Below are 18,541 nucleotides of genomic sequence, written 5' to 3'. Positions count from 1 at the left end.
AATTCCCGTACTGCTCAGTCGCTTTGCTTGACGCGCATCAATCGCGACGCCTCCAGCCGGGTCAGTCGCTCGTCGGTCCGGCGCAGGAGCTCAAGGATTTCCTCACGCTCGCGGTGCGCCTTGGCCTCGGTTTCAGCACGGCGATCATCTTCTTCTTCCCAGTGCGCCGCCTGCATCGTGTTGACAATGATACCGATGAAAAGGTTCAGAATCGTGAACGCGGTCACGAGAATGAATGAGACAAAGTAGAGCCAGGCGAACGGATAGACCTCCATGACCGGGCGGGCGATGCCCATGGACCAGCTCTCCAGGGTCATGACCTGAAACAGCGTGTACATGGACCGTCCCAGCGTACCGAACCATGCCGGAAACTGCGCCGCGAACAGTTCGGTACCCATCACGCCGAAGATGTAGAAAACCAGACCGAGCAGGAAGACGATCCAGCCGATGCTGGGAATGGGTGAGATCAGCGCCTCGATCAGCAGGCGCAGCCGACGCACGGTGGATAGCAGGCGCAGGACGCGGAGGATGCGCAGTGACCGCAGAATACTCAGCGGACCCGCGGACGGCACCAGCGCAATCCCGACAATGACGAAGTCGAACAGGTTCCAACCACTGCGAAAGAACCGTGGTCCCCAGGCGAGTAGCTTGATGGCGATCTCGAGGGCGAAAACGCCGACGATCAGCGCCTCGATTGCCAGGATCCAGCCGCCCGCCACCCCCATGATGCTTTGTGATGTAGCCAATCCCAGCAGGATCGCGTTAAGCACGATCAGCACGATAATGGTGTTATGCGGCAGGGGCGATTCGATCCAGCGGCCAGCGGCCTGGCGCAAGTCCTGGAGCCGTTGCATGGTCAATTTCTCTCGCGGTGATCAGGGTCGGCTGCCATTCGCCCGCGCAACCGCTTGGCCTGCTCGCGGATCGCCGCGCGCTGGGATTCGCTTTTGCGCTGCAGGTTGCGGTACTGGAACTGCAGTCGACGATTATCCCCCAGCCGTTCCTCGTGTCGGTCGAGGAACTCCCAGTAGAGGGTGGTGAAGGGACAGGCCCGCTCACCGGTAGCCTGCCGGGGGTCATAGCGACACTGGGCGCAGGCGTTACTCATGCGGCCGATGTACGCCCCACTCGCGCAATAAGGCTTGGTCCCCACCACGCCTCCGTCACCGAACTGACTCATCCCCAATGCGTTGGGCAGGCTGACCCAATCCACGGCATCCAGGTAGAGCGCCATGTGCCACTCGTGGAAGGCATAGGGATGGGCGCCGTAGAGCTGTGCGAAAAGCCCCAGCACCATCAGCCGCTGGATATGATGCGCATAGCCATGGCGAAGCACCGCTGCCATGGCATCCGCCACGCAGACCATGTCGGTATCGCCAGTCCAGTAGAAGGACGGCAGCCGTTCGTGGTGATCCAGCGCGTTGGCATCGGCATAGCCCGGCATCTTCAGCCAGTAGATGCCACGGATGAACTCCCGCCACCCCAGGACCTGGCGGACGAACCCCTCCACGGCATTAAGCGGTGCCTCACCGCGATGATAGGCCGCCTCGGCCCGCTCCAGGCAATCACGCGGATCCAGCAGATGCAGGTTGAGCGACGTCGACAGCCGCGCATGGTAGAGCAGCGGTTCACCCACCCAGATCGCATCCTGCCAGGTCCCGAAGTGAGGCAGGCGATACTGGATGAAATCATCAAGGGCCTGGAGGGCCTGATCCGGTGTCACCGGCTGGTGGAAATCACGGGCATCCCCCGGGTGATCACTGTATCGCTCGCGTATGCGGTCAATCACCTGGCGGGTCGTGGCATCGGGCTGGAAGCGTGGATGCGGCGGTAGCTCACCGGGTCCATCCTTGCCAAACGCGGCACGATTATCCTTGTCGAAGTTCCATGCGCCGCCCACCGGTTGATCACCTTCCATGAGCACAGCATGACGCTTGCGCATGCTGCGGTAGAAGTACTCGAGGGTGAGGGTCTTGCGGCCTTCGGCCCAGCGCGCGAAGGATTCTCGGCTGGCGAGAAAATGACTGTCGCGGTGCCACTGCAGCGTCACGCCCGACTCGCGCACCACGTCCTGCAGGCTCTGCTCAATGGCCCAGTCCCCGGCCTCCATCATGACAATGGTTCCCGGCTGCAGGCGCGCGATATCCGCACGCAGGTGATCCGCCAGACCCTGCTCCGGGGCGCCGACGGGGGCATCCTCGATACAGCGGTAATGCACGGTGATGCCCCGTGCGAGGAGCTCGTCACGCAGATGTCGCATGGCGGAGAAAAAAAGCACGAGGCGCTGCTGATGCACGGGGCCGCGCTCGGCTTCGGCCACCGCCTCGGTCATCCAGACCGCATCGCGAGCGGCGTCAAGATCGTCCAGTAGCGGTCCCCGGCGATCGAGCTGATCGCCAAGCACCACGATCAGGCGCTGCTCCGCGCTCATTCCGCCCGTGCCTCGCGCATCGGCGGCACCAGCAGTGACGGGTCGATGCGTTGATCAAACCAGTTCATCCGCCAGTCCAGATGGGCGCCGGTCACCCGGCCCGTGGCCCCCACTTCGGCGACGACCTCGCCCTGGCGGACCGGTTCACCCGGCTGTACCAGGATCCGTGAAAGATGCAGAAAGCTCGAAGAGAGCCCCTGCCCGTGATCGATGATGAGCGTCCCGCCGGAGAAGAACAGATCCTCCGCCGCCAGCGTGACCACGCCGTCCGAGGGGGCAACCACCGGCGTGCCGGTGGGCCGGGCGATATCGATGCCATAATGCGGCTGACGTGGCTCGCCATTGAGGATGCGCTGACTGCCGTAGATCCCCGATATCGGCCCGGTCACCGGCCATCTCCAGCCAGCGTCGAAGTGGCGCTCGTCGATCCGGCGGCTGCGCGCCTCCCTCACCCTGGCCGCATCCTCACGGATCCGCGCCAGCGTCTCGCCATCGGGGTTGACCTGATTCTGCGGCAGACCATCGATACGCTGGATATCATAGTCCCGCGGCTCCACCGCGAGGGCATGCTCGCGAGTGGTGCCGTCGGCCTGGGTGACAGTGACCGTGACGGTCTGCGGTGCATCGCGGCCAAGGCCCAGCAGAAAGCGCCCGGCGCCATCCACCGGGATGACTCGGCCAAGCGCCTCGACCCGGGCGTCGGCCTCGACCTGCCCGGCCAGCAGCCCACCCTGACGCTGGGGGCCACTGAGCTCAAGTGCCTGCACCACACCGGCAAGGCCGAGCATTGCCGCCAGCACGGCGGTTCGGATGCCATTGACGCCCATGCCATCGCCTCCTTCAAGCGGCGCTTTTCACCGCCATCATCATGTAGTTGACCGCCATGTTCCGCGTGTAGCGGAAACGGCGGGTAATGGGGCTCAAGGCCACACCAGTCTCATGGACCACCTCGACACCGCTCTCGGCAAGCGGCTCCCTGACCTCGGCCGGCCGCCGAAGCTTGCGGTACTGATGGGTCCCCTTTGGCAGCCAGCGCAGGATGTACTCGGCGGCGAACAGGGCGGTCAGCGCCGCGAGCGGTGTGCGGTTGATGGTGGCCACGAACATCACGCCGCCGGGGCGCAGCTGGGCGGCGCAGGCGGTGAGAAAGCCCGGCAGGCCCTCGACATGCTCCACCACCTCCATGTTGAGCACCACGTCATAGCCACCGGACAGAGGCTCATGGGCCTCCACGGTCTCGCAACGATAGTCGATGGCAAGCCCCGATGCCGCGGCGTGATCTTCGGCGATGGCGATGTTTCGGGCCACCGGGTCAAGGCCGGTCACCCGCGCCCCGAGCCGGGCCATGGACTCGCTAAGGATACCGCCACCGCAGCCAATGTCGAGAACGGAAAGGCCATGCAGGGGCTGATCATCGTCCGTCAGATGAAAGTGCTCGATCAGGCGTGCGCGGAGGTACTGAACCCGGAATCGGTTGAGGCCGTGGAGCGGCCAGAACGGCCCCTCCGGATCCCACCAGCTCGCGGCGAGGCGGTCGTAGTGGTCCATTTCGCGGGGATCAATGCTCTCGCCAGACGAATGCTTCATACGTGAAGGATAGTCGGCAGCATTGAATGGCGGCAAATGCCGCTCGGCGGAGGAGCCTAGCCTGAGACCTCAGCCAGGGCATGCCCGCCCCGGCAGCGGGGGCATAGCCCCTCGAGCTCGATGGTCTGATCCACCAGGGCAAACCCGAGGTCGCTGGCGCGGGAGTCCAGCATCGATTCAATATCGGGATCATCCATTTCAGCCACTGCATGGCAGCATCGGCAGATGAGAAACTGCCCCGTGTGTCGATGCCCGGGGTGACCACAGCCGACGTAGGCATTCATGGAAGCCAGGCGATGGACCAGGCGTTCGGCCATGAGGAAGTCGAGCGCCCGATAGACGGTCGGCGGTGCAGCGGATGCCGAGTCGGCCTGCAGCCGCGCCAGCAGATCATAGGCCTTGACCGGCTGGTGGCTGTCCCAGATCAGTTCGAGGACGCGGCGCCGAAGCGGCGTCAGACGCCGCCCCCGAGCGGCACAGAGTCGCTCGGCCTCGGCCAGTGCCTGGTCGATGCACTGCTGGTGATCGTGCCCTTCACCTGGGAAGGGGCTGACCACCGTCTGACCGGAGAAATCGCTGTCAAGTGGATCACGCATCGGCATGGGCTCCTGCTGGCAGTCCCAAGCCTAAGCCCATCGGCCGATGCGTGAAACCCCGTCCGGTCTCAATGCTTAACCGGAATGCGCCGGCTGTGGGCTTGCTTCTGCTTGCCAATGGTCACGGTCAGCACACCATTGTCGCCCTTCGCCTCGATGGCATCCGGATCGGCATCATCCGGCAGCGCGAAACGCCGGTAAAACACGCCGTGAGAGCGCTCCAGGCGGCGTGCGCCATGCTCTTCCCTGCTCGACTCGTAGTGGCGCTCGCCCTGAATGCTGAGCATGCCGTGTTCCATGGTGACCTCAATGTCGCTGGGCTTGACGCCCGGAATATCGGCCTCGACTTCATAGTGGTCATCGGACTCACGGATATCCACCGCCGGCACCCACTGGCTGGTCTCCACGGTGGAGCCATCCGGCGTCGTCGTGGCCCACGGCGAATCGAAGAAACGGTTGAGCTCGCGATGGAGGTCAAAAAGGCCTCCCATGGGACGATAGGGTTTGAGATCCATGTCGTTACCTCCTGAGATCAGTGGTTTGAATATCCTATTCATCCCTCCCTGAATCAGGATCTGCGGACTCCCATCCCGCTTTTCAAGTTGCCGGTGGATCAGCAACCCGATTTCTGAGATACACCGGCTCGAGGCAATGACCCGGCACGCCCTCGCCGGCGGCGAGCCGGCGTCGCGCCAGCGGCATGGCCGACCCCATATCGGGGACGCAGTCGGCTTCGACCGAATGAAGACCCACCATTGAAGCCAGGTCAGGATAGGCCGCAAAACCGCTTCCTGCACCAGCCCACTCACCGGATGGAAGGCTGGGTGGCAGCGGCGGGCCCAACCATTCCGCGTCCACTACCGTGCTCGTCCCCGGCGCATTGCGCTCGTGACGGTAAAGCCCGCCATAGACTTCGCCCATGCGCGCGTCAAGCAGGACCAGGACGCCATCACCCCGGGGCTGTTGCCGGATAGCCGTTTCGGCGAGCACCTGCAGGGTCGACAGCGGCACGACCGGCCGGTCTAGCCCCAGCGCCAGGCCCTGGGCGACACCCACACCGATTCGCACACCGGTGAATCCGCCCGGTCCACGGGTGCAGGCGATCGCATCCACCATTCTGCGGGCGAGCCCTGCCTCAGCGAGCAGTTCGTCGGCAAGCGCCAACAACAACGCGGCATGCCCCTTGGGCTGCCGTTGCAGGCGGGTGTGGATCGCGTCACCAACGGCAAGGGCCACGGAACAGGTACCGGTGCTGGCATCCAGCCCCAGCATAATGGGAGACGATGTCATGGTTCAGCCTCAGGTTCGGGAGGCTCGGGGCTATCGGCCTCGAAGTCGAATTCCAGCTGGGCTTCCTCGTAGCGCGGATCCAGCCCACCGGCATAGACGCCCTCCCGCGGCACCACCCGGTAGGTCGATGGCTCGCCCACGGGAATGGGTGGCCCGACCTGCTGGCGCAACCAGGCGAAGCCGCCCAGGAGCAGTCCGGCGCCAGCAAGGGTCCAGAAAAGCCCGGGGGCGCCAATGATCGCCATGAGCTGCGAGGCGATCAGCGGACCAGCGATCATGCCCGCACCATGCACCAGCAGCAGGCTGGCACTGGCGCCGAGCATCTGACGCGGTTCGAGAAAGTCGTTGGCAAGGGACAATGAGATTGGGTAGAGCGTGAAGGCCAGCCCGCCCCAGAGCACGCCCAGCGCGATAATGGCCAGTTCGCTACGACCCGTCGAGAAAACAATCGCCAGGCTGCAGGCCATCATCGAGAAGCTCACCCCCATGAGCACATCACGGCGGTTGAAACGATCGGAGAGATGGCCGATGGGCCACTGCAGCAGGAAACCGCCGAGGATGCTCAGCCCCATCAGCAGCGCAATGCCGGCGTCGCTAAAGCCGGTGCTGCGGGCATAGACAGGCGCCAGCCCGAGGAAAGCCCCGTTGATCGTGCCGGCGAGCGCTGAGCCAACCATCCCCAGGGGTGACGCATCGAACAGACCCCGCAGACCCACCCGCTCGACTACCGGCAGTTCCGGCGATGTGATGCGGGTAATGGTCACCGGCACCACCGCCGCGGCAATCAGCATGGCTGCCAGGCTGAAGAGTTCGAAACTGCCAGCACGACCGGTCAGCAGGAGGAACTGCCCGCCACCGAGCCCGACATAGCTGACAATGCTGTAGACACTCAGGACCTGTCCGCGTCGCTCACTCGGGGTGCGGTCGTTGAGCCAGCTCTCGGTGACCATGTACAGGCCGGCCAGACTGAACCCGTAGACCAGCCGCATGGCGGCCCAGAGCCAGGGCTCGATCAGCAGCGGATAGGCGAGCGTGCTGATCGCCGCCATCGCCGCGAAAGCCGCGAAACTGCGGATATGTCCAACGCGCGAGATGATGCCCGCGCAGACCCGGGTCGCCATCACGAAGCCCACCGAATAACAGGCGGTGACGACGCCGATGAGCTCGGTGGCGAACGCCTCCTCCGACATGCGCACACCGACCAGCGTGGTCAAAAGCCCCCCGCCGGTGAGCAGCAGACCAAACGAGGCGAACAGCGCGATGAAAGGCGACAGCGTGTGATGCATGAGGCGTACCGGAAACGGGCGTGAGCGAACACTCCGCCAATGCCGAGAGGATAGTCCACGATTCTGCGCTTGACCACGTTTTTATTGGCGGTTTTCGCGCAGGCATTGCTAACATCGCCATGGTCATTCACGCAGATCATCAGGAGTCACGATTGACCGACGAAGAAATCCCCGACCAGGGCATTCGGTTGCGCTCACCGCGCACTGACGAAGGGGGCGCCCTCTGGGCCGTCGCCCGTGACACGGGCACGCTCGATCTCAACTCGAGCTATCTGTATATGCTGCTGGCGAGGGACTTCTCGGACACCTGCGTGGTCGCCGAACATGACGGCCGGATCGTGGGCTTCGCCAGCGGCTACCGCCGCCCTCGTCATCCCGAGGTCGTCTTTCTCTGGCAGGTGGGGATCCGCCCGGGCCTGCAGGGCAAGGGGCTTGGCAAACGCTTGATCGCCGCCTTCCTGCGCCAGCCAGGCGCCGATCGGGCCAGCCTCCTGGAGACCACGATCGCGCCGGAGAATGAGGCCTCTCGGGCGCTTTTCCAGTCCATGGCGCGGGAGCTCGATACCGAGTGCCGGATCAGCCCCTGCTTTGCGGCGGAGGACTTCCCCGAGCCGGGTCATTCGGCGGAGGAACTGTTCACCATTGGCCCCTACCGACCGTCGGCACTCAACCGACTGGCACCATAAGGAAAACTGCAATGAAAATCGTTGACGTTAACGACATCAAGGGCTCGGATCGCGAAGTCACGGGCCCCGGCTGGACCAGCCGCCGCCTGCTGCTCAAGAAAGACGGAATGGGCTTTTCCTTCCACGAGACCATCATCCCCGCCGGTGCGGAAATGACCCTCTGGTACAAGAATCACCTGGAGGCGGTCTACTGCGTCTCCGGCAACGGCAGCGTCGAGGATCTGGCCACCGGCGAGGTGCATGAGATCCGCGACGGCGTCCTCTACGCCCTCGACCAGCACGATCGCCATACACTGCGCGGCGGCACCGAAGACATGCGGCTGATCTGTGCCTTCAATCCGCCGGTCACGGGTCGCGAGACCCACGATGAAGACGGCTCCTACGAGCTCGTCGAGGACTGATCCGCGAAGAACGCCTCGACCGGCTCGAGGTCGCGGACGAGCGGCATGGGCGGCAGGCTTTTGCGAAAGAGCCTGCCGTATGACTTGCCCAGAATCCGCGTATCACCGAGGACAAGCACACCCCGGTCACTAACGTCGCGGATCAATCGCCCGACACCCTGGCGCAGGCCGATGACGGCCTCGGGTATCTGATACTCGCCAAAGGGGCTTCGCCCCTGCTCTCGCAACCAGGCCACCCGCGCCTGCAACACCGGATCACCGGGCGAGGCAAACGGCAGCCGATCGATCATCACGCAGGAGAGCGCCGGGCCACGCACGTCGACTCCCTCCCAGAACGACTGGGTACCTAGCAGCACGGCACCCGGCGTCTCACGAAAGCGCTCGAGGAGCTGCTTCGGGGCCGCCTCGCCCTGCACCAGAAGGCCGGACCAGTCCCGCGAGCGCAGCCAGTCGGCTGCCTGCCGGAGCGCACGATGGCTGGTGAAAAGCAGAAAAGCCCTGCCACCGCTCGCCTCCAGCACCGGCTCTACGGCATTCAGGTAGGCCTCGTTGAATCGCGGATCGCGGGGCTCAGGCACCGACTCGGGGACATAGAGCAGTGTGTTCGAGGCGTAATCGAAGGGGCTGTCGAGGCGCAGTGTCTCCGCTGCCTCGAGTCCGAGCCGCTTCTGGAAATGGTCAAAGCGCCCGTCCACCGCGAGCGTCGCCGAGGTCAGGATCCATGCGCGGCCATGGCGGGCTCGACTGGCCTCGAAGTGATCGGCGACATCCAGCGGAGTCAGGCGCAGGGCAAATCCCTGCCCGCGCGTCTCCACCCAGCCGACCCGGCCACTGTCGGCGTCGTCGGCGAGGAAGGTCTGCAATGCCGTGTACAGCTCATCGCTTCGTCGATGACAGTTCTCCAGGCCCCGGCCACGCACTGCCTGCGGGGCCAGCCCCTCGACCAGATCATGCAAGGCCTCGGCAAGCGCCCTGGCGGCCTGGGCGGCCTGCGGGTCGACCTCCACCCACGCGCGCCTTAGCGAATCGCCCAGTGCAAGCCGCAGCTCGGCGGTGCAGCGTTCAACAACGCCGGCCTGCTCCGACAGGGCTGCGGAATCCCCCGCCTCCCGCTGCTGCTCAAGGCGTATATCGCGGACGAGATCCTGGAGCTGGCGACTGGAGACCGTGACGCCGAAAAAGCGCGCCGCGGTCTCTGGCAGCTGGTGGGCCTCATCCAGAATCGTCACATCGGCCGCCGGCAGGACCTCGCCAAAGCCGCCTTCGCGCAGGGCCCAGTCGGCCATCAGCAGATGATGGTTAATGACCACGACATCGGCTTCCTGAGCCTCGCGCCGCGCCTCCATAAGGAAGCAGTCGGCATACAGCGGGCAATTCTGCCCGAGGCAGTTATCCGCGGTTGAAGTCACCCGGGGTAGCAGACGCCCATCAATGTTCCCCACCGGCGCTTCGGCAAGATCACCACGCTTCGTGATCCCCCCCCAGGACCGGAGGCGCTGCAACTGGTCGGCCATTTCGCGGCTCTCCAGGCGACCGCCCTCAAGGGTACGTTCCATTCGATAGAGACAGAGATAATTGCCACGGCCCTTCAGCAGCGAGGTGCGCACTGGCCGGTCCAGCGCGGCACAGGCAATGGGGAGATCGCGATGAAAGAGCTGATCCTGGAGAGTGCGGGTGCCGGTGGAGATGATGACCCGCTGGCCCGATTGCAGGGCCGGGATCAAATAGGCAAGCGTCTTGCCGGTGCCGGTGCCGGCCTCCACCACGAGCGCCTGTTCCTCGTCGATCGCCTTCGCCACCGCGCGGGCCATGGTGAGCTGCTCGGGGCGCGGCGCATAGCCAGGCAACACCGCCGCCAGCGGCCCGTCCGCCGCCAGTGCCTGTTCGAGCTCACCGGATTCGGTCATCAAGCGATCGGACGCCGCCGGGCGGCCTCATTGATGACAATGGCCAGGCCACCTACGCCAATGTAAGCGAACAACGTCCAGACCGGGATACTCAAACCCAGGACATAATCCACCTCGGCGCATTCGCCGGAACCCGACAGCACCATGTTGACCACTTCCGTCAACGGAAAGGCATCCAGCAGATAGTCCAGGCCCGGCCCGCAGGCAGGCACCTGGTCCGGTGGCAGGGACTGTAGCCAGAGATGGCGCCACGCAAGGCCGACGCCGGCAAGCCCGGCCAGACCGGTCAGCCCGGCGGCCAGCCGACCCGGCATGAACACGCCGAACAACAAGGCCGCGCCCATGCCCAGGAAGGCGATGCGCTGGAACACGCACAGCGGACAGGGTTCCATGCCAGCGATCGCCTCCAGCGCCACGGCGACGGCCACCAGCGCGAAACAGACCAGCGCGAGCAGCAGGTTCAGACGCCTGGGGTGATGCGCCAGCCAATGCATAGTGTGAATGGTCTGCATGCGAGCCAGTTTGCCGATTACGACGTCGCCTCGCCAGCTCCGCCCGACAGGCGTTAGTGTACGGGCATGGAAATCCCGACGCTTGAAAACCGCTACCCGGCCCACTTGCCGGCCGATGGCTTCCGGCGCTGCGAACCCGTAGCCGCCGCCGATCCAGAACTCCTGCTGTGGAACCGGGATCTGGCCGCGGAACTGGGCATCGACAACGAATCGCCCGATAGCCAGCGCACCGCGCGCCTGTGGACCGGCACGGAGCTGCCCGAGGGGACGGTCCCGATTGCGCTCGCCTATGCGGGGCACCAGTTCGGCCAGCCCGTCCCCCAGCTGGGTGACGGGCGTGCAGTCGTTCTCGGCCAGTTGACCGACCGCAGCGGACGGCGCCATGACCTGCAGCTCAAGGGCTCGGGCCCGACACCGTTCTCCCGCGGCGGCGACGGCCGGGCCGCCCTTGGTCCGGTCCTGCGTGAATTCGTAGTCAGCGAGGCCATGCATGCCCTGGGCATACCAACCACCCGGGCACTCGCCGCGACAACGACCGGAGAGACGGTTCATCGGCAGTTCGGCCCGGAACCGGGGGCCGTGCTCACCCGGGTGGCGGCGAGTCATCTGCGCTTTGGCAGCTTCGAGTACTACGCTCATCGCGGCGACACGGCGGGCCTCCGGTGTCAGGCGGATACCACCATCGAGTGGCATTTTCCGGCGCTGCGGGCGCAGCCGGCGCCGATGCGCTACCTGGCGTTGCTGCGGGCGGTCATGGAGCGGACAGCGACACTGGTCAACGAATGGCTACGGGTCGGTTTCATCCATGGGGTGATGAACACCGACAACATGACCCTCAGCGGGGAAACGCTGGACTACGGGCCCTGCGCCTTCATGGATCATTTCCGGCCCGATCGCGTTTACAGCTCGGTGGACCGGCACGGCCGTTATGCCTGGAACCAGCAGCCACGCATGGCGCACTGGAACCTCGCACGCCTGGCCGAGTGCCTGTTGCCATTGCTGGATGAGGACGACAACGCGGCCGTGGACGCCGCCGAGGCCGTCCTCGGCGAGTATCCGGATCGCTTCGCCATCGGCCATGACCACATGCTGGCCCGCAAGCTCGGTCTCGCCGCAACGGAGGACGACCCGAGGTGCGCCGGTAGCACGGTGAGTGAACTTGGGGAGCGCTTACTCGCCCTCATGGCACGGCACGAGGTGGACTTCACCAATACCTGGCGATTACTGATGCAAGGCCCGCCGGACAACCGCGAGCAGGTGGAGCGTCTGCGTGAATGGTTTGACCATGACGAGGGGGTGGAAGACTGGCTGGCCGACTACGCGGGGCGTCTGCGTGCGCAGGGAATCGAAGAAACGGCCCGCATCCGCCGCATGACAGCCGCAAACCCGGCCGTCATCCCGCGCAATCATCGCGTCGAAATGGCCCTGGAGGCCGCCCGCGGTGGTGACCTGGCACCGACCCGGCGTCTGATCGATGCACTGCAAACCCCGTACCAGTCGCCGGAGGGATTCCCGGAACTGGCGCTACCCCCCGGACCCCGCGAGATCGTTCCAGCCACCTTCTGCGGGACATGAGGCATGCCCACGCCCCTGGCATCGCAGCGGCGCATGGTCCGGTCACTTATTGCTGATCCGTCGGCGCTGGACGACGGGCCGGCGAGCTGCATTGAAACGCATTTCTCCTGGATCATCCTCACCCGGCGTTATGCATTCAAGCTCAAAAAGGCTCTCGACGAGCCATTGCTGCACCACGACACACCCCATGAGCGGCGTCTGGCCTGTCAGAGCGAGGTCCATCTCAACCGGCGGCTGGCCGCCGATGTCTACCTCGGCGTGATCGCGCTCTGCCGCGGTACCGATGGAACATTCCACCGGCGCCAGGATGACACGGCGGAAGCGGATGACTACCTGGTGCAGATGATGCGCCTGGACGAGCGCCAAAACCTGCAGTGGCAGATTCGGCATGGCCGGCTCGACCCCGCTGACCTGGATGCCCTTGTCGACGTGCTGGCCGCCTTTTACCGGCGTTCTCCGCCGGAGTGGCTCTCGCCGGGTGAACACTGGCAGCGCATGCAGCGGCAGATCAGCGACGAGATCGAGGAACTGGCAGGCCATGGCGTAAGCCCCGGGAGCCTTGGCCTCGACAATCTGGGATCGGCGCTGCAGCGCCTTGGCCGGGAATTGAAGCAACTCATCGAGGAACGGGTCCGAACGGGTCATATCCGGGAGGTTCATGGCGATCTACGCCCGGAGCATGTCTACTTCGCAGGCCAGCCGGTGGTCATCGACTGTCTCGAATTCTCCCGGGCGCTGCGTCTTCAGGATCCGCTCGAGGAGATCGCCTTCCTGGCCATGGAATGCGAGCGCATGGGCGCCATAAGGGCCGCTCGCCGGCTACAGAACCGGTTCGTCGAGGCAGCCGGTGAGTGCCCGCCGGCCGGACTCTGGCATTTCTACGTCGCCCGCCGGGCACTCCTCTGGGCAGTCCTCGCCATCCGTCACCGCGATCACTCGGATGCCCTTGGCGGCAATGACTGGGATGACCGAGCCATCCGTTATGTCGGCCTGGCCGAGGGCCACCTGAACCGCCTGGCGCCTGAACGGAACGACCGCTGATCAGCCATTGGCGATCGCTTCGGCGAGAATGGGGCCGGCCGCCACGACGGCGAGCCGCTCGCCCAGCGCATCACCAGCCCGCCTCGCAGCCACAAGACTGTCGGTGATGTAGATCCGATCCACCGGCGCAGCCTTGAGGGTTGCCCTGGCATCCGCCGTGAAAAGCCCGTGGGTCGCCACGGCCACCACCCGATCGGCGCCGCCCTGTCGGCATGCACTGGCGGCCCGGGCAAGGGTCCCACCGGTACTGATCATGTCATCGACGAGGACAGCCGTCGTGCCATCCACCTCCCCCACGAGCGTGTCGCCGCTCACCGTGCCAGCACTGCGTTTTTTCTCCATGAAGGCGAGACCGGGCCGCGTCCCGGTGCGCTCGGCGAGGATCTCGCGAAAGCGCTCGGCGCGCTTGTAGCCGCCGGCGTCGGGGGAAACGACGGTGACGGCGGCGGGTCGATCGCGCTCGAGCAGTGCGTCGGCCAGCTCCGGACCCGCCTCGATGTTGCGGACCGGCACGCGGAACGCGTTCTCGAAAGCGGACGGGTTGTGCACATCGAGCGTATCAACGCGGTCGACACCAACGGCCTCCAGCAACTGGGCGACATAGCGGGTTGCCACCGGGTCCAGCGGCTTGGTTCGGCGATCCTTGCGGGCATAAGCCAGGTATGGGAGCACCGCCGTTACCCGAGCCGCATCGTGATCACGCAGTTCGGCGAGCAGAAAGAGTGTCCGCACCAGCCGGTCGTTGACCGAGTAACCGTCATGGCCATAGAGCGACTGAATCACATGACAGTCACTGCCGGCCACCGGCCGAAGCAGCCGGGTCTTGTGCTCACCATCCTCGAAATCCCGCTCCTCGAGGGAATCGAGATCAACGTCGAGGTGCGTCGCTACGCTATCCGCCAGCTCGGTCTGACTGGCGGGAGCGAAGAGCCGGACGGGTCTGCTATCCATGGCGGCAGGGTAACCACGACGGACGATCAGGGCCAGTCGGAAGCGATGTCGGGCGGAATTTCCGATTCCCCGGGGAACGCTCGAATGGTTCTAATTGCCCGACAGGTGACCGAAAGCGAAACGCGATTGAAAGGAGGCAAGCCAAAATGGCTGGACAGCAGAGCGAAATGATGGACCTCGCCCGCGAGTGGATGGACATTCAGCGCGAATACATGATGGGTAGCATGAAGGCACTCACACCGACCGACGGTGAAGCCGGCGGCTTCGAGAGCGTTTATCGCCGCGAACTCGACACGACCCAGAAGGCGGTGGAAAAAACGCTGCAGCTCGAGGAGCGAGCGGTGAATGAATTGCAGCGCGGCGCCGGAGACGTACCCGGCATGAATGGCATGGTCGACATGATGTCGGAATTCTCCCGCAGCGCACTGCACATGCGCAGCCAGCTCTGGCAGAGCTGGTTCGAGCAGATGCGGGCAGTCCGCGAGGCGGTGCCGTCCACCCCGGCTACCGGGAGCCGGCAGAGTACGAAAAGCCAAGGCTGATCAGTGCCCGGCCGATCGGCACGGTGCGCGTCTGGCGCGCGGCGTCAGGCGGCACTGGTCCGATTGGCGTTATGACCGGGATGCATGAGGGGAACAGCGAGGCGACCCAGGCCGCCAATATCCAGGAATCGGATGTTGCGGCCACTCGCCTCGATCAGCTCGCCCCGGCGGAACTGCTGGAAAACGCGACTGGTGGTCTCCGGGGCAAGCCCCACCGAGCTTCCCAGCTCGGCACGCGTCATCGGCAGACGCAGCCGCTCCCGCGGTGGGCCACCACGGGAGAGGCGCTCGCGCAGGTCAAGCAGCAGGAAGGCCAGCCGGGCATCCGCCGTATGACCGGCCATGGCGGCGTACTGATCCTGTTCGGTCAGAATCACGCCACTCATCAAGCGCATCAGCTGCCGGCGCAGGCGCGGCTGCTCATTGGCCACCTGAAACAGTCGCTGATAGGGCAGCGCACAGACCGCAGTACGCTCAAGGGCGATGGCCGTATTCACGTAGCGATCGGAATGGATTCCGGTGAGTCCGAAAAACTCGCCGGGGAGGTGGAAGGCGACGACCTGCTCGTCGCCGGCCTCGTCGTGGCGGACTGCCTTGATCGCGCCGATACGCACGCCATAAATGGCCCTGAAGGGTTCACCGGCTCGGAATATCCGCGTACCGGCCTCGGCCGCTCCATGTTGAATGGCAATCGCGCGCAGCCGCTCGATTGCCTCATCACCCAGCAGCTCGGGCGTCGCCGCATCGAGCGCCAGGCAAGGAGAAGCTTCAGACAGTTCTTGCATCGGTACTCACGCTTTGATGATCCAGGTCAACAACTCTGGCAGTTCCTGCGCGCGAGCTCGGTGACTTTGTCACTGTTGGGATCCCTGGGCTCGAGAGACCCTGCACCAAGCGGGGGAACACCACGCCCTCGGGGAGGAGGAACTAATGAGTCACTCAAAACCAACCAACACATCGCGCCGGCGATTCCTGGCGGGATCGGCACTGGCCGCCGGTGCCGCGGCCGGTGGTCTCGGTACCGGATCGTTGCTTGCCAGCACGCCGGCGAAGGCCGTGTCGACCAATGCCCGGATTGTCATCGCGGGCGCCGGTGCCGCTGGCATCTCCATTGCGACCCGCCTTACCCGACAGCTGGACGGGGCACGGATCACGCTGGTCGACAGTCGCATGACCCACATCTACCAGCCCGGACTGACACTGGTGGCCACGGGCGTCTGGGACGCGGCACAGGTCGAGGATCCCAACCGGCGGTTCATCCCGCCGGTGGACGAATGGATCCAGGACGATGTCGTTGCCTTCCACCCCGATAACAATCAGGTGGAAACCGCCAGCGGCGATCGGGTGGACTATGACTATCTGGTCATCACCACCGGACTCCAGCTCAATTTCGATCAGATCGAAGGCATGGAGCCGGCACTGATCGGCAGCAACGGCGTGGGCTGCGTCTATGCCGATCCGCAGAATGCCACGCGGACCTGGCAGGCCGCCCGTCAATTCGTCGAGTCGGGCGGTGTCGGCCTTTTCACCCGGCCGCCCGGGCCGATCAAATGCGCCGGCGCACCGCTCAAGGTGACGATGCTGATCGAGGACGCACTGCAGGATAACGGCATGCGTGACCGCGCCGAGCTCCACTACCTGCCGCCGGGTGAGGGGCTTTTCTCGCAGCCGGACATCCACGCCTTCCTGGAGCGCTACTTCCCGGAGGAGCGCGATATCGCCATCGAGTGGAATCATCCGCTGTCGGGCATCGATCCGGAGAAGCGCCAGGCCACCTTCGCGACACCGGAGGGTGCGCGGGTGCTCGACTACGATTTCATCCACGTCGTGCCGCCCATGTCCGCACCGGACATGATCCGCTATGGCGACCTCGGCTGGCAGGAGGGCAATTTCCAGGGCTGGCTCGAGGTCGATCAGTACACCATGCAGCATCGCCGCTACCCGAACGTGTTCGGCGCCGGTGATGTGGTGGGGACGCCCATCGGCAAGACCGCCGCCAGCGTTAAGGCCCAGGCGCCCGTGGTCGCGGACAACCTGGTCGCCGCCATCGAGGGCAGGGAATTCCCGGCCGAGTGGAACGGCTACACCTCCTGTCCGCTCATCACCGAGCGCGGCCAGGCCATGCTGGTGGAGTTCGACTTCTCACTCGAGATGACGCCGTCGTTCGACTTCCTTGATCCCTTTGAGCCCCAGTGGGCACCGTGGTTTCTCAAGGAACGCATGCTGCATGCCGCCTACAACGCCATGCTGCGCGGCCGGGTCTAAGGAGAGCGATCATGGAATTCTCGATTTTCGGCATTCTCGCGGTCGTCCTCGAACTCGTCCGGCCCATCCTGCTGCCGCTGGCACTGGTCATCCTCGTCGACCTTGTCCTGCTGGCACGCGTCATCGGGCGGCATCAGGTACTCAATATCTCCAGCGGTATCATCACCGCGGCGGGACTGGGTGTGCTGCTGGGCATTGCGGCGGCGCTCTACTTCCCGATCTGGACAGGCGCCAGCCTCACCCACCTGCAAAGCGGCATTGACTACCTCGGGGTGATCGGCGCCGGCATCGGCATCGGCATCGCCTCGGGGATGATTCTCTACCCGCCCGTTCAGCTGCTGATGAGGAAAACCGCCTGAGGCATTCATGAGCGACGGGACACGGCTGCAGAATCTGCCCATCGCCTTTTTCGCCATGGTGATGGGGCTCTCGGGGCTGACGCTGGTCTGGCAGAAGGCCGGCGAGGTGATCGGAACGCCGCCGGTCATCGGGCAGGGCCTGGTATTCGTGGTCGCCGCCGTGTTCGGGGTGCTGCTCATCGCCTACATCGCCAAGGCACTGCGCTACCCGGAAGCGGTCAGGGCCGAGCTTGATCATCCGGTCAAGCTCAGCTTTTTTCCCACCATCAGCATCAGCCTGATCCTGCTCGGCACCGCCCTACGGCATCTGACGCCGACGCTGTCGCTCTGGCTCTGGGCGCTGGGCAGCGCCCTGCAGCTGGTGCTGACGGTTTTCATCATCAACCGCTGGATGCATCACGCCCATTTCGAAGTGGTGCACATGAACCCGGCCTGGTTCATTCCGGCGGTCGGCAATATTCTGGTGCCCATCGCCGGGATGACACATGGCTATCCGTCGATCTCCTGGTTCTTCTTCAGCATCGGTGTGGTCTTCTGGATCATCCTGCTGACCATCGTCTTCTACCGAGTCATCTTCCATGCCCCGCTGCCGGGCCGGCTGCTGCCGACGCTATTCATTCTGGTCGCTCCCCCCGCCGCCGGGTTCATCGCCTATATGGCACTGGTCGGCGAGCTGGACACATTTGGCCGGATTCTGGTCAATATCGGGCTGTTTCTGACGCTGCTGCTGGCGACGCAGGCGCGCCGATTCGCAGCGCTCGATTTCTTCCTCTCATTCTGGGCCTACTCGTTTCCGCTGGCCGCCATGACGGTGGCCCTGCTGATGTACCACGAACTGACCGGGACGCCCTGGACGCTCTGGCTGGGGGGCATCATGGTTGCTGCCACGACGGCGCTGATCGGCTGGCTGATCCTGCTCACCGGACGTGCCGCACGCCGGGGCCAGATCTGCGTGGCCGAGGGCTGAGGCCTCAGGGCACCCTGACGCGGGGGAATTGCGTCAGATCAAGTTCTCTGACGGACCACCTTTTCGCACGGGACGCCGACCGGTACCCTCCACGCAGAGATTGCAACGATTGCAAACAGATTTTCCTTTCCACAATCCAAGGGGA

20 protein-coding genes are annotated in these 18,541 nt (G+C 64.8%); 8 read left to right on the top strand and 12 right to left on the bottom strand.

Going from position 1 to position 18,541, the window contains the following annotated elements; translation table 11 throughout:
• Positions 1-14 precede the first annotated feature (14 nt).
• From V6X30_RS01740 to V6X30_RS01705, 8 genes are all read right to left on the bottom strand, one after another.
• On the bottom strand, positions 15-854 hold the full coding sequence (locus V6X30_RS01740) for an ion transporter (RefSeq protein WP_367982918.1): 840 nt from the start codon (positions 852-854) through the stop codon (positions 15-17).
• Positions 855-856: 2 nt separating this feature from the next.
• Positions 857-2,431 (bottom strand): cryptochrome/photolyase family protein, encoded by a 1,575-nt coding sequence (locus V6X30_RS01735; RefSeq protein WP_367982917.1) that lies wholly within the window; start codon positions 2,429-2,431, stop codon positions 857-859.
• A complete protein-coding gene (locus tag V6X30_RS01730) occupies positions 2,428-3,258 on the bottom strand; it encodes a M23 family metallopeptidase (RefSeq protein ID WP_367982916.1) in 831 nt (276 codons plus the stop codon). Before V6X30_RS01730 ends, V6X30_RS01735 begins: the two co-directional genes overlap by 4 nt.
• A gap of 13 nt (positions 3,259-3,271) precedes the next feature.
• Entirely contained in the window at positions 3,272-4,018 is a 747-nt protein-coding gene (gene ubiG / locus V6X30_RS01725) for a bifunctional 2-polyprenyl-6-hydroxyphenol methylase/3-demethylubiquinol 3-O-methyltransferase UbiG (protein ID WP_367982915.1), read from the bottom strand.
• Between the two features lie 56 nt (positions 4,019-4,074).
• The gene (locus tag V6X30_RS01720) at positions 4,075-4,614 is read right to left on the bottom strand and encodes a Fur family transcriptional regulator (protein WP_367982914.1); all 540 of its coding nucleotides are present in this window, start codon (positions 4,612-4,614) and stop codon (positions 4,075-4,077) included.
• Between the two features lie 68 nt (positions 4,615-4,682).
• Positions 4,683-5,129, bottom strand: coding sequence for an Hsp20/alpha crystallin family protein (locus tag V6X30_RS01715; protein ID WP_367982913.1), 447 nt, complete (start codon positions 5,127-5,129; stop codon positions 4,683-4,685).
• An 82-nt stretch (positions 5,130-5,211) separates the two neighbouring features.
• Complete coding sequence (gene tsaB, locus V6X30_RS01710) at positions 5,212-5,904, bottom strand: tRNA (adenosine(37)-N6)-threonylcarbamoyltransferase complex dimerization subunit type 1 TsaB (RefSeq protein ID WP_367982912.1); 693 nt, start codon at positions 5,902-5,904, stop codon at positions 5,212-5,214.
• Positions 5,901-7,190 carry an MFS transporter gene (locus tag V6X30_RS01705; protein ID WP_367982911.1) on the bottom strand — a complete coding sequence of 430 codons (1,290 nt, stop codon included), beginning with the start codon at positions 7,188-7,190 and terminating at the stop codon, positions 5,901-5,903. Before V6X30_RS01705 ends, tsaB begins: the two co-directional genes overlap by 4 nt.
• A 152-nt stretch (positions 7,191-7,342) precedes the next feature.
• Between V6X30_RS01705 and ectA the strand changes: the two genes are divergently transcribed.
• On the top strand, positions 7,343-7,876 hold the full coding sequence (gene ectA, locus V6X30_RS01700; protein ID WP_367982910.1) for a diaminobutyrate acetyltransferase: 534 nt from the start codon (positions 7,343-7,345) through the stop codon (positions 7,874-7,876).
• An 11-nt stretch (positions 7,877-7,887) separates the two neighbouring features.
• Complete coding sequence (locus V6X30_RS01695) at positions 7,888-8,277, top strand: ectoine synthase (protein ID WP_367982909.1); 390 nt, start codon at positions 7,888-7,890, stop codon at positions 8,275-8,277.
• Here the strand turns inward: V6X30_RS01695 and V6X30_RS01690 are convergent.
• Together V6X30_RS01690 and V6X30_RS01685 are read right to left on the bottom strand one after the other, a co-directional pair.
• Positions 8,256-10,184: an ATP-dependent DNA helicase gene (locus tag V6X30_RS01690; protein ID WP_367982908.1), complete on the bottom strand. Its 1,929-nt coding sequence runs from the start codon at positions 10,182-10,184 to the stop codon at positions 8,256-8,258. The two genes, V6X30_RS01695 and V6X30_RS01690, sit on opposite strands and share 22 nt — an antisense overlap.
• Entirely contained in the window at positions 10,184-10,696 is a 513-nt protein-coding gene (locus V6X30_RS01685; protein ID WP_367982907.1) for a disulfide bond formation protein B, read from the bottom strand. Before V6X30_RS01685 ends, V6X30_RS01690 begins: the two co-directional genes overlap by 1 nt.
• Before the next feature lie 66 nt (positions 10,697-10,762).
• Here V6X30_RS01685 and V6X30_RS01680 point away from each other — a divergent pair, with 66 nt between their 5' ends.
• Positions 10,763-12,271 carry a protein adenylyltransferase SelO gene (locus V6X30_RS01680; RefSeq protein WP_367982906.1) on the top strand — a complete coding sequence of 503 codons (1,509 nt, stop codon included), beginning with the start codon at positions 10,763-10,765 and terminating at the stop codon, positions 12,269-12,271.
• Between the two features lie 3 nt (positions 12,272-12,274).
• The gene (locus V6X30_RS01675; protein ID WP_367982905.1) at positions 12,275-13,312 is read left to right on the top strand and encodes a hypothetical protein; all 1,038 of its coding nucleotides are present in this window, start codon (positions 12,275-12,277) and stop codon (positions 13,310-13,312) included.
• Here V6X30_RS01675 and V6X30_RS01670 read toward each other — a convergent pair whose 3' ends face one another.
• The gene (locus tag V6X30_RS01670) at positions 13,313-14,263 is read right to left on the bottom strand and encodes a ribose-phosphate diphosphokinase (protein WP_367982904.1); all 951 of its coding nucleotides are present in this window, start codon (positions 14,261-14,263) and stop codon (positions 13,313-13,315) included.
• 146 nt (positions 14,264-14,409) lie between these two features.
• Between V6X30_RS01670 and V6X30_RS01665 the strand changes: the two genes are divergently transcribed.
• On the top strand, positions 14,410-14,805 hold the full coding sequence (locus V6X30_RS01665) for a hypothetical protein (RefSeq protein ID WP_367982903.1): 396 nt from the start codon (positions 14,410-14,412) through the stop codon (positions 14,803-14,805).
• Between the two features lie 44 nt (positions 14,806-14,849).
• Here V6X30_RS01665 and V6X30_RS01660 read toward each other — a convergent pair whose 3' ends face one another.
• Positions 14,850-15,590 carry a cyclic nucleotide-binding domain-containing protein gene (locus V6X30_RS01660; protein ID WP_367982902.1) on the bottom strand — a complete coding sequence of 247 codons (741 nt, stop codon included), beginning with the start codon at positions 15,588-15,590 and terminating at the stop codon, positions 14,850-14,852.
• Between the two features lie 145 nt (positions 15,591-15,735).
• Here V6X30_RS01660 and V6X30_RS01655 point away from each other — a divergent pair, with 145 nt between their 5' ends.
• Genes V6X30_RS01655 through V6X30_RS01645 form a run of 3 tightly spaced genes read left to right on the top strand, consistent with a single transcriptional unit; the run spans position 15,736 to position 18,396 of the window.
• Positions 15,736-17,070, top strand: coding sequence for an NAD(P)/FAD-dependent oxidoreductase (locus V6X30_RS01655; RefSeq protein ID WP_367982901.1), 1,335 nt, complete (start codon positions 15,736-15,738; stop codon positions 17,068-17,070).
• Positions 17,071-17,081: 11 nt separating this feature from the next.
• A complete protein-coding gene (locus V6X30_RS01650; RefSeq protein ID WP_367982900.1) occupies positions 17,082-17,429 on the top strand; it encodes a hypothetical protein in 348 nt (115 codons plus the stop codon).
• A 7-nt stretch (positions 17,430-17,436) separates the two neighbouring features.
• Positions 17,437-18,396, top strand: a complete 960-nt coding sequence (locus V6X30_RS01645) for an SLAC1 anion channel family protein (protein WP_367982899.1) — start codon at positions 17,437-17,439, stop codon at positions 18,394-18,396.
• Positions 18,397-18,541 lie beyond the last annotated feature (145 nt).

This window comes from Spiribacter sp. 1M189 (assembly GCF_040838345.1).
Taxonomy (GTDB): Bacteria; Pseudomonadota; Gammaproteobacteria; order Nitrococcales; family Nitrococcaceae; genus Spiribacter; species Spiribacter insolitus.
The sequence above is the reverse complement of the archived record's forward strand: the minus strand, read 5'-3'. Positions and strand labels throughout refer to the sequence as shown.

What these genes read in the sequence shown, in the direction of transcription:
- V6X30_RS01740 (WP_367982918.1), bottom strand. Translation starts at nt 854, where the DNA reads ATGCAACGGCTCCAGGACTTGCGCCAGGCCGCTGGCCGCTGGATCGAA.
- V6X30_RS01735 (WP_367982917.1), bottom strand. Translation starts at nt 2,431, where the DNA reads ATGAGCGCGGAGCAGCGCCTGATCGTGGTGCTTGGCGATCAGCTCGAT.
- V6X30_RS01730 (WP_367982916.1), bottom strand. Translation starts at nt 3,258, where the DNA reads ATGGGCGTCAATGGCATCCGAACCGCCGTGCTGGCGGCAATGCTCGGC.
- ubiG (WP_367982915.1), bottom strand. Translation starts at nt 4,018, where the DNA reads ATGAAGCATTCGTCTGGCGAGAGCATTGATCCCCGCGAAATGGACCAC.
- V6X30_RS01720 (WP_367982914.1), bottom strand. Translation starts at nt 4,614, where the DNA reads ATGCGTGATCCACTTGACAGCGATTTCTCCGGTCAGACGGTGGTCAGC.
- V6X30_RS01715 (WP_367982913.1), bottom strand. Translation starts at nt 5,129, where the DNA reads ATGGATCTCAAACCCTATCGTCCCATGGGAGGCCTTTTTGACCTCCAT.
- tsaB (WP_367982912.1), bottom strand. Translation starts at nt 5,904, where the DNA reads ATGACATCGTCTCCCATTATGCTGGGGCTGGATGCCAGCACCGGTACC.
- V6X30_RS01705 (WP_367982911.1), bottom strand. Translation starts at nt 7,190, where the DNA reads ATGCATCACACGCTGTCGCCTTTCATCGCGCTGTTCGCCTCGTTTGGT.
- V6X30_RS01695 (WP_367982909.1), top strand. Translation starts at nt 7,888, where the DNA reads ATGAAAATCGTTGACGTTAACGACATCAAGGGCTCGGATCGCGAAGTC.
- V6X30_RS01690 (WP_367982908.1), bottom strand. Translation starts at nt 10,184, where the DNA reads ATGACCGAATCCGGTGAGCTCGAACAGGCACTGGCGGCGGACGGGCCG.
- V6X30_RS01685 (WP_367982907.1), bottom strand. Translation starts at nt 10,696, where the DNA reads ATGCAGACCATTCACACTATGCATTGGCTGGCGCATCACCCCAGGCGT.
- V6X30_RS01680 (WP_367982906.1), top strand. Translation starts at nt 10,763, where the DNA reads ATGGAAATCCCGACGCTTGAAAACCGCTACCCGGCCCACTTGCCGGCC.
- V6X30_RS01675 (WP_367982905.1), top strand. Translation starts at nt 12,275, where the DNA reads ATGCCCACGCCCCTGGCATCGCAGCGGCGCATGGTCCGGTCACTTATT.
- V6X30_RS01670 (WP_367982904.1), bottom strand. Translation starts at nt 14,263, where the DNA reads ATGGATAGCAGACCCGTCCGGCTCTTCGCTCCCGCCAGTCAGACCGAG.
- V6X30_RS01665 (WP_367982903.1), top strand. Translation starts at nt 14,410, where the DNA reads ATGGCTGGACAGCAGAGCGAAATGATGGACCTCGCCCGCGAGTGGATG.
- V6X30_RS01660 (WP_367982902.1), bottom strand. Translation starts at nt 15,590, where the DNA reads ATGCAAGAACTGTCTGAAGCTTCTCCTTGCCTGGCGCTCGATGCGGCG.
- V6X30_RS01655 (WP_367982901.1), top strand. Translation starts at nt 15,736, where the DNA reads ATGAGTCACTCAAAACCAACCAACACATCGCGCCGGCGATTCCTGGCG.
- V6X30_RS01650 (WP_367982900.1), top strand. Translation starts at nt 17,082, where the DNA reads ATGGAATTCTCGATTTTCGGCATTCTCGCGGTCGTCCTCGAACTCGTC.
- V6X30_RS01645 (WP_367982899.1), top strand. Translation starts at nt 17,437, where the DNA reads ATGAGCGACGGGACACGGCTGCAGAATCTGCCCATCGCCTTTTTCGCC.